Origin of the sequence: Pantoea sp. BL1 (assembly GCF_000963985.1) — a bacterium.
GTDB classification, from domain to species: Bacteria; Pseudomonadota; Gammaproteobacteria; order Enterobacterales; family Enterobacteriaceae; genus Pantoea; species Pantoea rwandensis_B.
The window spans coordinates 1-14,038 of record NZ_JZRH01000041.1 but is presented as its reverse complement, the minus strand read 5'-3'; the positions used below and the strand labels follow the sequence as shown (position 1 = coordinate 14,038).

At 51.0% G+C, this 14,038-nt stretch carries 16 protein-coding genes; 9 read left to right on the top strand and 7 right to left on the bottom strand.

The annotated features are described in order from the left end of the window. Window positions 1–53: 53 nt before the first annotated feature. Entirely contained in the window at window positions 54–557 is a 504-nt protein-coding gene (gene tpx, locus VH86_RS18380; protein WP_045833737.1) for a thiol peroxidase, read from the bottom strand. A gap of 153 nt (window positions 558–710) precedes the next feature. On the opposite strand from tpx, the gene ycjG reads away from it, so the two are divergent. Next, on the top strand, window positions 711–1,697 hold the full coding sequence (ycjG, locus tag VH86_RS18375; protein WP_045833736.1) for an L-Ala-D/L-Glu epimerase: 987 nt from the start codon (window positions 711–713) through the stop codon (window positions 1,695–1,697). Here the strand turns inward: ycjG and mpaA are convergent. Beyond that, on the bottom strand, window positions 1,666–2,379 hold the full coding sequence (gene mpaA, locus VH86_RS18370; protein WP_045814423.1) for a murein tripeptide amidase MpaA: 714 nt from the start codon (window positions 2,377–2,379) through the stop codon (window positions 1,666–1,668). The two genes, ycjG and mpaA, sit on opposite strands and share 32 nt — an antisense overlap. A 211-nt stretch (window positions 2,380–2,590) precedes the next feature. On the opposite strand from mpaA, the gene VH86_RS18365 reads away from it, so the two are divergent. From VH86_RS18365 to VH86_RS25920, 3 genes are all read left to right on the top strand, one after another. After that, on the top strand, window positions 2,591–4,210 hold the full coding sequence (locus VH86_RS18365; RefSeq protein WP_045833735.1) for an ABC transporter substrate-binding protein: 1,620 nt from the start codon (window positions 2,591–2,593) through the stop codon (window positions 4,208–4,210). A 213-nt stretch (window positions 4,211–4,423) separates the two neighbouring features. Next, entirely contained in the window at window positions 4,424–5,407 is a 984-nt protein-coding gene (gene zntB / locus VH86_RS18360; protein WP_038646752.1) for a zinc transporter ZntB, read from the top strand. A gap of 306 nt (window positions 5,408–5,713) precedes the next feature. Next, window positions 5,714–5,860, top strand: coding sequence for a hypothetical protein (locus VH86_RS25920; RefSeq protein ID WP_197080228.1), 147 nt, complete (start codon window positions 5,714–5,716; stop codon window positions 5,858–5,860). A 52-nt stretch (window positions 5,861–5,912) separates the two neighbouring features. On the opposite strand, the gene ttcA is transcribed toward VH86_RS25920, so the two are convergent. Both ttcA and VH86_RS25220 read right to left on the bottom strand, forming a co-directional pair. Then, window positions 5,913–6,848 carry a tRNA 2-thiocytidine(32) synthetase TtcA gene (gene ttcA, locus VH86_RS18355; RefSeq protein WP_038646755.1) on the bottom strand — a complete coding sequence of 312 codons (936 nt, stop codon included), beginning with the start codon at window positions 6,846–6,848 and terminating at the stop codon, window positions 5,913–5,915. Between the two features lie 48 nt (window positions 6,849–6,896). Next, window positions 6,897–7,127, bottom strand: coding sequence for a tyrosine-type recombinase/integrase (locus tag VH86_RS25220; RefSeq protein ID WP_072050625.1), 231 nt, complete (start codon window positions 7,125–7,127; stop codon window positions 6,897–6,899). A gap of 106 nt (window positions 7,128–7,233) precedes the next feature. On the opposite strand from VH86_RS25220, the gene VH86_RS18345 reads away from it, so the two are divergent. Continuing rightward, on the top strand, window positions 7,234–7,644 hold the full coding sequence (locus tag VH86_RS18345) for a cupin domain-containing protein (protein WP_369800360.1): 411 nt from the start codon (window positions 7,234–7,236) through the stop codon (window positions 7,642–7,644). A gap of 131 nt (window positions 7,645–7,775) precedes the next feature. Here VH86_RS18345 and VH86_RS25215 read toward each other — a convergent pair whose 3' ends face one another. Continuing rightward, window positions 7,776–8,114, bottom strand: coding sequence for a DUF4440 domain-containing protein (locus VH86_RS25215; protein WP_369800362.1), 339 nt, complete (start codon window positions 8,112–8,114; stop codon window positions 7,776–7,778). A gap of 152 nt (window positions 8,115–8,266) precedes the next feature. Between VH86_RS25215 and VH86_RS18340 the strand changes: the two genes are divergently transcribed. Together VH86_RS18340 and VH86_RS18330 are read left to right on the top strand one after the other, a co-directional pair. Further along, window positions 8,267–8,806: a VOC family protein gene (locus VH86_RS18340; protein ID WP_045833734.1), complete on the top strand. Its 540-nt coding sequence runs from the start codon at window positions 8,267–8,269 to the stop codon at window positions 8,804–8,806. Window positions 8,807–10,075: 1,269 nt separating this feature from the next. Next, entirely contained in the window at window positions 10,076–10,288 is a 213-nt protein-coding gene (locus VH86_RS18330; protein WP_045833733.1) for a biofilm development regulator YmgB/AriR family protein, read from the top strand. Between the two features lie 957 nt (window positions 10,289–11,245). Here the strand turns inward: VH86_RS18330 and VH86_RS18325 are convergent. Continuing rightward, on the bottom strand, window positions 11,246–11,506 hold the full coding sequence (locus tag VH86_RS18325; RefSeq protein ID WP_045814436.1) for a hypothetical protein: 261 nt from the start codon (window positions 11,504–11,506) through the stop codon (window positions 11,246–11,248). 569 nt (window positions 11,507–12,075) lie between these two features. On the opposite strand from VH86_RS18325, the gene VH86_RS18320 reads away from it, so the two are divergent. Further along, the gene (locus tag VH86_RS18320; RefSeq protein WP_045833732.1) at window positions 12,076–13,236 is read left to right on the top strand and encodes a diguanylate phosphodiesterase; all 1,161 of its coding nucleotides are present in this window, start codon (window positions 12,076–12,078) and stop codon (window positions 13,234–13,236) included. 94 nt (window positions 13,237–13,330) lie between these two features. On the opposite strand, the gene VH86_RS18315 is transcribed toward VH86_RS18320, so the two are convergent. Beyond that, window positions 13,331–13,576, bottom strand: coding sequence for a hypothetical protein (locus VH86_RS18315; RefSeq protein ID WP_045833731.1), 246 nt, complete (start codon window positions 13,574–13,576; stop codon window positions 13,331–13,333). Window positions 13,577–13,816: 240 nt separating this feature from the next. Between VH86_RS18315 and VH86_RS18310 the strand changes: the two genes are divergently transcribed. Further along, on the top strand, window positions 13,817–14,038 hold a 222-nt coding region (locus VH86_RS18310; protein ID WP_045833730.1), incomplete at its 3' end, for a hypothetical protein.

Here is a 14,038-nt window from a genome sequence, read left to right as displayed (position 1 = left end):
AACTTTCGGGGTTCACTTCAACAAAGTGCGCCCTTATCACATCATCTTACTACTTACTTCAGTGCAGCCAGTGCCGCATCATAGTTTGGCTCTTCGGTGATTTCGTTCACCAATTCGCTGTAAATCACTTTGTCGTTTTCATCCAGCACCACCACAGCACGTGCAGTCAGGCCTTTCAGTGGGCCATCAGCGATTGCCACACCGTAATCTTCTTTAAATTCTGAACCGCGCAGCGCTGACAGGGTCACGACGTTGCTCACGTTTTCTGCACCGCAGAAACGAGACTGGGCAAACGGCAGATCGGCAGAGATGCAGAGCACCACAGTGTTGTCGGATTCGCCGGAACGCTCGTTGAACTTGCGCACTGATGCCGCGCAGACGCCGGTATCAATACTTGGGAAAATGTTCAGAACTTTGCGTTTACCTGCATACTGAGAAAGGGAGACGTCACTCAGGTCCTTTGCGACCAGACTGAAAGCTTTAGCCTGTTCGCCAGCCTGCGGGAAGTGACCTGCAACCGGGACCGGATTGCCCTGAAAGTGAACATTCTGAGACATACGATTTCCTTTTAGCGATGAAAAAGTCTGGCATTAAGCCTGCCAGAGCAGATATAGCGTTTGTTTATGACATAATTTTGAAGGGTTTACGAGCGCATTTCGTCGCGATAGCAGAAGCACATCGCAATTAAGCCACGGATTTAAGGAGAATTAATGAGAACAGTGAAGAGTTATCCAGAGGCCTGGCCGTTGCATTCGCCGTTTGTTATTTCACGCGGGAGCAGGACAGAAGCGCATGTTGTGGTGGTCGAGATTGAACAGGATGGTCTGAAAGGCGTGGGTGAAGCCACCCCTTACGCACGCTATGGCGAAAGTGAAGACTCGGTGCTGCAACAAATCGCCACGCTGTTGCCCGCTATTCAGGACGGTATGACACGTGACAAACTGCAACAGGCATTAGCGGCGGGTGCCGCGCGTAATGCCCTCGATTGCGCCTTATGGGATCTGGAACGCCAGCAACAGAATAAAAGTTTGCAGGCGCTGTGCGGTGTTGAGTTGGCAGAGGAAATCATCACTGCGCATACGGTGAGTATTGATACGCCGGAAGCGATGGCCAGCAGTGCGTTAGCGTTGTGGCAGCATGGTGCGCGTTTGCTGAAGATCAAACTCGATCATCATTTAATCAGTGAGCGCCTGGTGGCAATTCGCACTGCCGTACCGGAAGCGACGCTAATTGTGGATGCCAATGAATCCTGGCAGGCTGAAGGGCTGGCGGCGCGCTGCCAGTTACTGGCAGACCTGAACGTCGCGATGCTGGAGCAACCGCTACCGGCGGCTGAAGATGCCGCGCTGGCAAACTTTGTGCACCCGCTTCCCATCTGCGCAGATGAGAGCTGTCACACCCGGGAGAATCTGGCGCAGCTGAAAGGGCGCTATGAGATGGTCAATATCAAGCTGGATAAAACCGGAGGATTGACCGAGGCGCTGGCGTTGGCCACTGCGGCGCGTCAGCAGGGGTTTACGGTGATGTTAGGCTGTATGTTATGCACCTCACGGGCGATTCGCGCCGCGCTGCCGCTCACGCCGCTGGCAAAATTCGCCGATCTTGACGGCCCAACCTGGCTGGCTGCCGATGTTGAGCCGTCGCTGCATTTCTCACACGGCGTGCTTAAACCTGCGGCTGCCAGCGCAGCAGGTTAATCATCGCATCAAGATAAACCTCGGTGGCTTCATCTACCGAAATAGGCGGCATCTCGGCGGTTATGCACAACAAGCCGAGATCGTCGCACCAGCTGCCAAATGAGCCCGGCGTGGCATAGCCCACGCTACTCACCACCGGTAATTGCGTTTGTTCAGCCAGCCACTGCGCGAGGTGACTGTGGTGTGGATCATCAATACAAGCCAGTGGCTCATGCCAGGACACCACCCAACGCGGCTTAATCTGATGAATCAACTGGCAGAGTGCGCGTGTTTCCGGTTCAGAAGCGGGGCTGCTGCCCGTCGACAGCACCACATCACGTTCGTCCGCTGCGCTGTTCCAGCGATAGACCGTGTCGCCATTTTGCCAGTTGGCGGCCGGGAAATTGCGGTTGAGATCGACCCCGTTCGCATTGGCACGCAGCCCCAACTGGCAACCATCCGGATTCACCGCCAGCACCACATGATGACGGCGCAGTGGCTCCGGCAGCGTGCGCATTGCACCGGATAGCGTCGCGACGGCGGCATTTTCATCACCGTGCGTGCCGGCAATGATCAATCCACTGTCGGCATCGGCCGCCGGGGCCGGGAACCACAGCAGCGGTGCACCGAGCACCGATTGCCCATATTGTTGCCAGACCGCGTCGAGTTTGCCGCGCAGCGGGCGGGGATGATGTGACGACATGACATTCCTCTCTGAAATCGTGCAATGAGCGCCAGGATGGCCAGACGCTTCAGGATTAAAAAATGTGACCGACAATTCAGCCTCAACATAACGGTAAACAGCAGACAGGGAAATAGCTATATATCAATCAGCAATTTGCGATAGAGTCACCAAAGACGCTGGCGACGCAGACCTCTTCGCAGTCGCCATTTTTTTGGGTAAAGGAGTGGTGATGAAATTAACTTTCCGCAAGACGCTGGCCGCTGTAATGATTGCTGGTGTTTTCTCACCGGTGTTTGCCGCTAATGTGCCCGCGGGCGCACAGTTAGCGCCAACACAGGAAATTGTTCGCCATATTAAAGACGAACCTGCTTCTCTGGATCCAATGAAAGCCGTGGGTCTGCCAGAAATTCAGGTCATGCGTGATCTGTTCGAAGGGCTGACCAATCAGGACGCACACGGAAAAATCGTGCCGGGCGTGGCTGAAAGCTGGCACAGCAACGACAACAAAACCTGGATTTTCACGCTACGCAAAGATGCGCGCTGGTCAAATGGCGAACCGGTGACAGCGCAGGACTTCGTCTACAGCTGGCAGCGCCTGGTGGAGCCGAAAAACAGTTCTCCCTTTGCGTGGTTTGCCGCGCTGAGTGGCATCGAAAACGCGGATGCCATTACCAAAGGGCAGATGAGTGCCGATAAGCTCGGCGTGACAGCCACTGATGCGAATCATCTTAAGGTGACATTGTCACGTCCTGTGCCATGGTTCCCGAGCATGGTCGCGAATGCCGCAATGTATCCCGTGCCGCAAAAGGTGATTGAGCAAAACCCTGATAGCTGGACGGCGCCGGGAAAACTGGTGGGTAACGGCGCCTATCAATTGCAGGATCGTGTGGTGAATGAAAAGATTGTACTGGTACGAAATCAACACTATTGGGATAATAGCCATTCCGTACTGACCAAAGTGACCTTTATCCCTATCAATGAAGAGTCCAGCGCGACCAAACGCTACCGCGCGGGCGACATTGATATCACCGAATCCTTCCCGAAAAATATGTATGCGCTGCTGAAAAAAGAGCTGCCGGGACAGGTGTATACGCCGGATCAGTTGGGCACCTATTACTACGCCTTTAACACGGAAAAGGGACCGACTGCCGACGTGCGCGTGCGCAAAGCGTTGTCATGGAGCATTGATCGCCGCATCATCGCGGAGAAAGTCCTGGGCACCGGGGAAAAACCGGCCTGGCACTTCACTCCGGACGTCACCGCAGGGTTTACACCGCAGCAAAGTTATCTCCAGCAGCACAGCCAGCAAGAGCTCAATGCTCAGGCAAAAGCGTTGCTGACCTCCGCCGGTTATGGCCCTGGCAAGCCGCTGCATTTGACGCTGCTGTATAACACCTCGGAAAGCCATCAGAAGATTGCCATCGCCGTGGCGTCAATGTGGAAAAAGAACCTTGGAGTGGACGTTACGCTGCAAAACCAGGAGTGGAAAACCTACATCGACAGCCGCAACAGCGGTAACTTTGATGTGATTCGTGCGTCATGGGTCGGGGATTACAATGAACCGTCCACTTTCCTGAGTTTGTTGACCTCAACGCACACCGGCAATATCGCCCGTTTCCACAGCACGGATTATGATGCGGTGCTGACCAAAGCCAGCATGGAAACTAGCGTGGCTGCACGCAATACCGACTATGACAAAGCGGAGCAGATCATTGCCGATCAGGCGCCGATCGCCCCGATCTATCAATATACCAACGGGCGCTTGATCAAACCGTGGGTCAAAGGTTATCCGATCACCAATCCCGAAGATGTCGCATACAGCCGCGAACTGTGGATCGAAAAGCACTGATTTAGCGACGCTAATCAGCAGAGTGGCGTGATGGTGTGCGTCTCCTTAACCGGTGCAACGGATTAGGGAGGTGCCTCCAGTGACGTTGTTGCCGCTCTCGCTTTCAGCGGATGCTCACCTCTGCCTTGTCATCTTTGCTCACAGCCTGATGATTGCAACTCGTGGCCGCCACGCTAGACTGTATCGTATTGATTTTGATAGTGAGGCGAGTCAGTGAACGTCATTGAAGGAAAAGCGCTAAAAGTATCGGATGCGATTATCTCCTGCCAGCTGGACGGCAAAGGCGGGATGATTCCGATTGAAGATAAAGATGTGATCAACTGTGAGCGCCCGTGCTGGTTGCATCTGAACTACACGCAACGGCAAAGTGCCGAGTGGCTGCAAAATACCCCTTTGATCCCCGATTCCGTGCGTGATGCACTCGCGGGCGACAGCATGCGTCCACGCGTCACTCGCTTAGGCGATGGCTTTATGATTGTGCTGCGCAGCGTGAACCACAATGCCGATTCACGCCCCGATCAACTCGTCGCCATGCGCGTGTTTATCAACGATAAAGTGATTGTTTCCACGCGCCGGCGAAAGGTGTATGCCATTGATGAAGTGCTGGCCGATTTGCAAAACGGTAACGGCCCGGTGGATGGCGGCAGCTGGTTAGTGGATGTCTGCGATGCGCTGACCGATCACGCCAGCGAATTTATCGAAGAGATGCACGACAAAATCATCGAGCTGGAAGATGCGCTGATGGATCAGCAGGTTCCGGCGCGCGGTGAGCTAGCGCTGCTGCGTAAGCAACTGATTGTGATGCGTCGTTATATGGCGCCGCAGCGTGATGTTTATGCCCGTCTGGCGAGTGAAAAACTGCCATGGATGAATGATGACGATCGCCGTCGTATGCAGGACGTTGCCGATCGTCTGGGACGCGGCCTGGATGACCTCAATGCAGGCGTAGCGCGAACGGGGATACTGGCCGATGAAGTGGCGTCTTTGCTGGCAGAATCAATGAACCGCCGCACCTATACTATGTCGCTGATGGCGATGATTTTCCTGCCTGCGACATTCCTGACAGGATTGTTTGGCGTCAACCTTGGCGGTATTCCGGGGGGGAGTTGGCCGCTGGGCTTTACCGCGTTCTGCGTACTACTGCTGGTGATGGTGGTGGGTGTGGCGATATGGCTCAAACGACGCAACTGGTTGTAATGTAAGGCTCAGGTTATAAGCGTTAACCCGCTGTTAAATAAAGTGCTGCAAGCAAAAAAGCGGGAAAAACCTGATCGATATCAATAAGTGGATCGCCTAACAGGGGCAAACTCTCTCTCGCAGGTGAATGCAACGTCAAGCGATGGGCGTTGCGCTCCATATTGTCTTACTTCCTTTTTTAGAATTACTGCATAGCACATTTGATTCGTACAACGCCGGCTAATCCGCCGGCTTTTTTTTGCCCGCTTGGCTTGGCCGCGCTTCATTACCTATGCTTTAAGGACATTCAGCAATAAGGAGCAGGGCATGCAAGAACTCATTGCGAGCGATCCCATTCCAGCCGATCCGCCACCGATTCCAGAACCGATTCCTCATCCGCAGCCGATTCCGGAACCTGATCCTCCCTACGATCCCGAGTTTCCACCTATCACCGATCCGCCTCCCCATCGGTAACAAAAAAGGCGCAGAGCCGAAGCGCTGCGCCTGTTTTTAATTCGTCTCTCAATTACTTAATTTCTAATACATCCAGACGAACGCTCATTTCCGGCGCGTCTTCTTCGTCCGGCTGCCAGCCCGCAGGTTTCACCGGCAGTGTTTCGCGATCAAAGCCAATATCGCCGCCGTCGACCACTTCATCGCCGTGCTGGATGCCTTTAAAGTCGAACAAATTAATGTCCGCCATGTGCGAAGGCACAATGTTCTGCATCGCACTGAACATGGTTTCGATACGACCAGGATAGCGTTTATCCCAGTCACGCAGCATATCCGCAACGACCTGACGCTGGAGGTTCGGTTGTGAACCGCACAGATTGCAGGGAATGATCGGATACTGGCGCGCTTCAGCAAAGCGGATGATGTCTTTTTCGCGGCAATAGGCCAGCGGACGGATGACAATATGTTTGCCATCATCACTCATCAGTTTTGGTGGCATGCCTTTCATTTTGCCGCCGTAGAACATGTTCAGGAACAGGGTCTGGAGGATATCGTCGCGATGATGGCCTAGCGCAATCTTGGTACAACCCAGTTCAGTGGCGGTGCGGTAAAGAATCCCGCGACGCAGTCGTGAACAGAGCGAACAGGTGGTCTTGCCTTCCGGAATTTTCTCTTTAACGATTGAGTAAGTATCTTCGTCGACGATTTTATACTCAACACCCTGTTCTTCCAGATACGCGGGCAGAATATGCGCCGGGAATCCTGGCTGTTTCTGGTCGAGGTTAACCGCCACCAGTGAGAAGTTAACCGGCGCGCTCTTCTGCAAATTGCGCAAAATTTCCAGCATGGTATAGCTGTCTTTACCGCCAGACAGGCAGACCATGATGCGATCGCCTTCTTCAATCATGTTGAAATCAGCAATGGCCTCACCCACGTTGCGACGCAGACGCTTCTGAAGCTTGTTCAGGTTGTATTGTTCTTTCTTTGTTACTTCTTGATTTTCTTGCATTATTAACTGTCTCAGAAACCAAAAGGGGCATGCAGGGGGCAAGTCATTTCAGATCGCCAGTTTGCTGTTGAGCATATCTACCTGCTCGCCATTCATCTCTTCAATCCATGTCGCGTAGATTTCATACACCATCTGCGCGTTCTCATGTCCCATCTGATTCGCTATGAAAGACGGGTTTGCGCCTGCCGTCAAAAGCCAGCAGGCAAAAGTATGTCGCGTATGGTACGGATTACGGCGACGAATTCCAGTTCCAATCTGATTATTAATATGAATTTTCAATGTCCGGCTCTGGAGCTGTTTTGGCGTTGAGCTTAAAAAGCAATCTTTCGGCCTCTGCTAAACTTTTGTCTGAAAACATGAAAATACACGATTAAAAGGATAGACAATGGCAAACGCAGAGCTGATCCCAAATAAAGGTTCGGATAAGATCGAACATAAACTTGTTCTACAGAGTGGGGCAGCATGGAATAAGCAGTCTTATGAAGCGTATCTCCAAGGCAAGCCACTCATATCGGTTATGCGTATGTCTCTACCTCCTGATACCGAACTGCCCTGGCATACACATGCCATACCTAACACGGCCTACGTTCTATCGGGACAGTTGACGATTGAAAACAAGAATACAGGCGTCACATATCGCGCTAAAGCGGGTGAGGCGATTAATGAAACGGTAAATAGCGCACATCGCGGGTATACGTCCGAACTGGGGGCTGAACTGGTTTTTTTTACGCAGGAGTTGAAGGTCAGGAGCTTTCAGAACCTCTGCCTGGAGAGAAACCTGAATATTAGGCCCTGATTTAAAAGACCACAGTACTCAGAATTTTACCCTACATTTTGGTGAGGGTTGTGTTGCACCGACCCGTCGAACTCATTTCATATTCGAACGTGCCGGGCATCACACCAGAACATAACAGTGCTGTTAATTCACTAAGCACCAGTTGCTATAAGCGTACCCTGATGGAAAACCAGAGACCACTGGCCCTCTTTCGAAGTTAGCCAGTAAGAGCAACGTAATGCGGGTCGGCTCCCGTCAGCATCAGACGTATGGTAAAGAAGTATTACGCAACTTTCACTTATTTCGATTAGCCGGAAATTGCTGCTTACGATTGGACTTGAAGTTTTCTCGCTCTTTAGCGACATGATCGTGTCTGAGCGATCGACCATCATGCCTGAACGTGTAATCTCCAGGAATTCAGGATGAAGAAGATGCTCGAGCCAATTCCGGTCGTTGCGTTTTTCACCGTGAAGGCTGCATTCAAGCCACATGAGCTTTTCAAGGAGCATTGTAATTGACCTCTAATGATTTGGCAGGACGTTTTTTTGAATTGAAAGGGTGTCAATGAGTTATGGCGCCGCTCACTGGGCAGAAAAGTACTACTCTTTGTAGAAGTTATCATAATTTTAACTGGAGAGTATGTATGGAAAATATACCGACGCGCGCGCCAAGCAGGGGCATAAACCATGTAGGGCTTACCGTTCCCGACCTGCAAATGGCAACTGAATTTTTACAGAAGGCGCTGGACGCGAGGTTTGTCTATGACGGCCTAACAGACCATGATCATCCACGACAGGGGGCAGATACAGAGAAACAATTAGGCCTAAGTTCTGGGTCAATGATTATCAAGCAGCGCTTGTTACGGATTGGTAATGGTCCAAATCTTGAGCTTTTTGAGATAAAAAGTGAAGAACAGGAGCAACCTGTAAGGCTGCAGGATATTGGCTGGAATCACATCTCTCTTTACGTTGACGATATAAATTATGCGGTGGAAAGGGTTAGGGCAGCGGGAGGAAGGCTTCTTTCAGAAATACATGGGAACTCCCGTCATGAAGATACAGAAAATAATGCCAGCGTATACTTTCAGGCTCCGTGGGGCAGCCTGATTGAACTTCAATCAATACCGAATGGTTACTATTATCCCGATGATAGCGAAGCAGAGACATGGATACCTACACCGTAGTTATCATCTCAGGTAAGGGTGCTTGACTAAACCGGCTCCCACTCCCGCAGTTCGTGTCTGAAAACTGGCAAACACTTAACCATAGCTGGCTTAAGCACTGTGTCAGCTATGTAGTCAGTCCTCTTACTCTCATCATCAGATGTCTCTTCTGAGTTCTGCTCAGATCAAACAGAGTATTGGCTCACTCCCCCGGAAGCGGTAGTTAAAGTGAAGACTGGATTTATTTCACTGATCTTTAGTACCGACGAGGGAATATTAAGTACGAGGAGGGGCAGTTAATCTTGCATTGCTATTACATCGCGTTATTAAATTGCTTTTACTTATGCTAGTTAAGACTTTATTCGGGTAGTCACCTCATCATTAATGACGCCAGGCATTTATTTAAGTCGTTTACATAAGCATTGAGAAATTTTGACCCCTTAATGTCATAATTGATTGTTATACAATAGAAAACTCTAAATCACCCCCAGTCTACCATTATTATAAATAAATGATAAGATTGTTACATGCAATAATAATTCATATATTTCACATATTTAGAGAGGTTAAGAAAAGTTCCTCCATTGAGTTACATCTTTAAATAGGCATAACCTATCGGGTGAATAATATAATTAGGGAGGTTAATGCTATAATAATGGTGTAGTAAATAATTTTCTCTAATTCATTAGCGAGGTGTAAACGTGTTGTACAGCGAAGACATGACCGGTCACGCAATTATTGGTGAAGCAGCAGTCAATCTAGCCGTGCGTGACCAGGATATAACCGTCGATGCGCTTATCTCAGAATTGGCCGCGATGCTTAAGGCGGACAGTAGTCACTCGAGAGACCAGGCAATCAGGGGAGCCATTAAGTACACCGTAGTATGAGCGCTAAATCAACTGGCGAAGATAGCTGGCTTTTACCAGATGCAGGCCATTCAGGCACTACATCGCAGGAAAGTACCATCCGCTTGATGGCAGATGACGATGACTTAAGATAACTACACACTGTGGCGGCAGGTACGGTTATGCCTGTCGCTTTCGTATGTGTCAGTGCCAGGATTTTACTTACCCATATAGCCGCTTATTCTGAATCTGTGCTTGCTGGTTCCGCAATACATTTACTGCCATATACTTAACCTTAGCGGCAGTATTTATGACTGCAAGGCTATAATCTTTAACTTTTTATCCAGCCAATGCGTAATTTAAACCAACGCGAATCGCGCGAGCATTCAGGGATCATCACAGCATGAGAGAAACAAATACGGTTGCACACATACAGGCATGCCTTATGGTTAAAGGTGACCGTTATGCATTACAGAAAGAAGCGCTGGATAACATGATCCGCAGCCTAATTTACATAGGGGTACCGGTGAATAACAAAACCATTATGCGGCGTATCATGAATCAGCTCATGGTTGAAACTAACGCCGAAAGGCAGGAAACCCTGCGCGTCCTGCTCCAATTGGTCGTGGGATTTACGCCGGACGATCCCGGTGTCTGAAAGCGGCTGGCGCCGCATAATTTCAGTTGAGTTTTTTTGCCAGTAACCTAATGGCCCGCTCACAGGAGTCGCGCGTTATTTTGTCCGGGGTGGACTCCTTCAGGCGCCAGAGGGCAGCGATGAGTTCATGCACATGTACGGCCCCGTTTGGACGCAGCAGTTGTTTCAGCGCGACCGCCACAGACTGATGCATAAGGTCATCTATTTCATTTCCGTTTTTCAGATGCGCTCCGCTTATTGGGGATATATACAGTGTATCGCGTTAAGCGGTGGTGATAAACATGCGCGGGAAAAAACAGTCTGATGGCTGTTCAATCAGTAAAGGAATATACGGTCAGGTGGAATATCATGATTGCCGCCAGGTGCTTCGTCTTCATGACCTGGCAGCGGTATAGCTACATAATGAATACAATGTTCTGACATGATTATTCCCGTCACCTTAAATAGACGACATTAAGTTTAGCTGCGTTACTTTACTGGGCGTGAATCATTATCGGAATGTGACTTAGGATTAAAAAAAGTCAACGCGCATGAAGTGTGAGCGAAGAGTCCCGTGTATCGGACATACTGTCATCGATGCACAGGCGACAGATGAAGGCCCATACATTCAGACGTTGCGATGCAATCTGATAGGCGTGCCTATAGGTGAGGGCAGACCCCAGAAATTGACGCTCCGGATGATCTGCCAGGCATACGCATCCTCTGGCGTGTAACTGGTAATGCTGTCCTGCATTGAGAAGGTAATAAAACTGGGACATACGTGTTTCCTTCCGGTTAAGAGAGATACTGTATGCTGGGACGTCAGGTAGTGAAATTCATTTTTTAAAGTGATATAAGCCGTAATAAGCGGAGGGTGTCGTCCCTGACAGGTTCTCCGGCCGGTGCACGCCTTGGCGAGACCGGTGAGGTCATCTTCATCGTCGTCTTCCGGCCAGAGCCGGACTACGTCCTTTGGCGTCAGTTCTTCTCGTCGTTCAGGTCTGCAGAAGTCTGCAGGTACGGCAGATACCGGACGGCCTGATCAGGCTCATGGAAGCTTTTCAGCCAACTTCTGGCTTCCGATATTTCCGTGAGCCGGTTATCGCTGCCGCCGGCTTGTGCCATGCTTCCAAGCTCAGCAATAAGCGATTGTACGCTTATCTCTTTTTCACCCAGCGCAAGGCTCAATGCCGCTTCGCCAATAATGACGTGCCCTTTCCCGTCGTGATGATTAGACAAATTAACTACCTCCATTTCACGTTGATGACAGCCTCACGTCACACTGTAGTCGCAGATGGTGAAAGTGCCCGTAGGTAATTCTGAAAAAGCTATATTCGTAATAATTTGTATCAATTGCTGAGTTTATTGGACCCTTCAAGCAAAAAATCTACTTACGTAATCCACTAAGAATTAACCGTGGCCTGATGAATTGATTCGCTGATAATTAAATCAGGCTGTTCTATCCATCAGATTTTGTCTGCGTGAATGTGGGGGTGTGCTGCCCGTAACCTTGAGTCTTTCGCGGCGCGCAGATTCAGTACTGTTGATTAGGATTTGAGGTAAACGCATGCCGGAGGCGCTCAAATCGAAAGATATTACTTTGTGTACATATGCTTTGCTGTTGTACGTACTGGCTTTGCGAAGCGCGGCACCCTCATGAATTAATGCCGGTGTTGAGGACAAACAGGCTTAATGATGTCTGGGTCGTTGAAGTCGCGGTGTGGTGAGGGTGACTACCGGTCCGGTTTGAGAATGGTCAGCCAACTGCTATGGTGCCTGTGACAATCTGCGGTAATATGGAGCCAGAAATGCTTACAACAATTATTTACCGAAGCCATCTCGCCGATGAGGTACCCATCAACATCCTGCCGGGTATGGTTGAGAAAGCCAGCCTGCTCAACGCACGGCATCAGGTCACGGGGATCCTGCTCTTTAACGGCACGCATTTCTTTCAGATTCTTGAGGGCCCGGAGGAGGGCGTGCAGGACATCTATGGTCGTATCTGCGCCGACCGGCGTCACCACAATGTGGTTGAGCTGATGCGCGACTATTCACCGTCGCGCCGCTTCGGCAACCATGGTATGGAGCTGTTTGACCTGCGCCGCCATGACAGCGGCAGTGTGCTGCAGGCGGTGCTTGACCGCGGCACGTCTAAATATCGTCTGACATACGACGATCGGGGCCTGCAGTTCTTACGCACCTTCGTGGAAGCCCGTGAGAAAGAAAACTACTTCGAGGTTTTGCCCGCTGACTACTGGGACTTTGTACCGGATGAGAACGGTCCTTCGACCCCGGCTGTGGGCGTTACCTTCCGCCCGGTGGTTGATCCTCTGGGTCGTGAAGTCACAGCCATCGAGGCCATACCCGATGACGCCCCGGATGGACTAACCGGCGAAGCGCTGTATGCGTATAACCTAAGCGTCGTCACAGAGGCACTGGACAAGGCAGGCAGATCGTGTCCCGACGACATCATGTTATACGTCAGCATATTGCCCATGACGCTGGTTAACCTTCCGGATGCCGTCAGCCGGCTCATTAACGCAATTGACCGTGCTGAGCTGGTGCCGCAGCAAATAATACTCGGCGTCAGTGAAACAGAGGTTATCTCTCAGCTGGAATCATTCACTCAGGCGGTACGCCAACTGAAGCAAGCGGGTATCAGTATCTCTATCGACAACTTTGGTGACGGTTCGGCAGGACTGTCTCTGCTGGCGCACGTCCAGCCGGACCGCGTGCGCATCGGCGCAGCGATCGTGCGCAATATTCACCGCAGCGGTCCCCGTCAGGCGGTGGTACACGCGGTGCTTCGCTGTTGTTCAGCGCTGGAGATAAACGTCATTGCTGCGGGTATCGAACAGCCGGAGGAGTGGATGTGGCTGGAGGCAGCTGGTGTCACTGATTTCCAGGGTGCTCTGTTCACTGCAGAAGGCGCGGCTGTTGCCTGGCCGGAGACCCGAGAGGCTGTTTGAGATACAGGAAAGAAAAGGGCCCAAAGCGGGCCCAACAGGATTAGGAGGATGCGGTAAGGTTGGTTGCTGGCTGCTCTGCCATTACAGCCGGTATTTAAGCCTTCTCATACCGCAGAATTCTGCCACGATTCGCTTTTTCAAGCCAGGTAATGAAATGCGTCATCATTGCGGACGCGTGTTGTGTATCGGGCGTGCGGTAAATAAGCAGCCGGCTTTTGGTCTGGTTTGTGCAGTCGATGGCATAAATCTCAATACCGGTATCACGTTGCTCGCTTTCAATTGCTGTGAAATGCATGCGAGGCCAGCGGTTTAACCTCAACATAAACTCACTAAGAATCATCTTTTTCGCCTTTGTTGTTTTAGAGTTGGAAGACTTTTTTCACTGGTCTGCCCAGCGTAGAACTGGTTGCGGACTCTGCAAGCTATCGGCACATTATTATTCGTAAAAATTTCGTAAAGGCAGCGGGTTAGAACACTTATCAGCACCACAGATGTCTTTAGCATGAACCTGTCGTGCGTATCCGACAATCCGCTGGCAGGCTATCAGTGCAAGAGGGAATAACTGAGAGGGGAGTCAATAATGCTCAGTGAAGATCGTTTGAATCAAATCGCAGAAAATCCGGGCAACTATGAAGCGGAAGCTGTGGCCATGGCGCTGGAGATCCTACAGCTGCGGCGTATGCTGGGTGCGCCCTGGGCCGTGGTGCAACCGCTAGGCGAGCTTTACGTTGAGGACGGGAACGCGGCGATGATCTGGCCGGCAAGCCTGGCGGAGCGCGGCGACGTCTGCCTGTACCGCCTG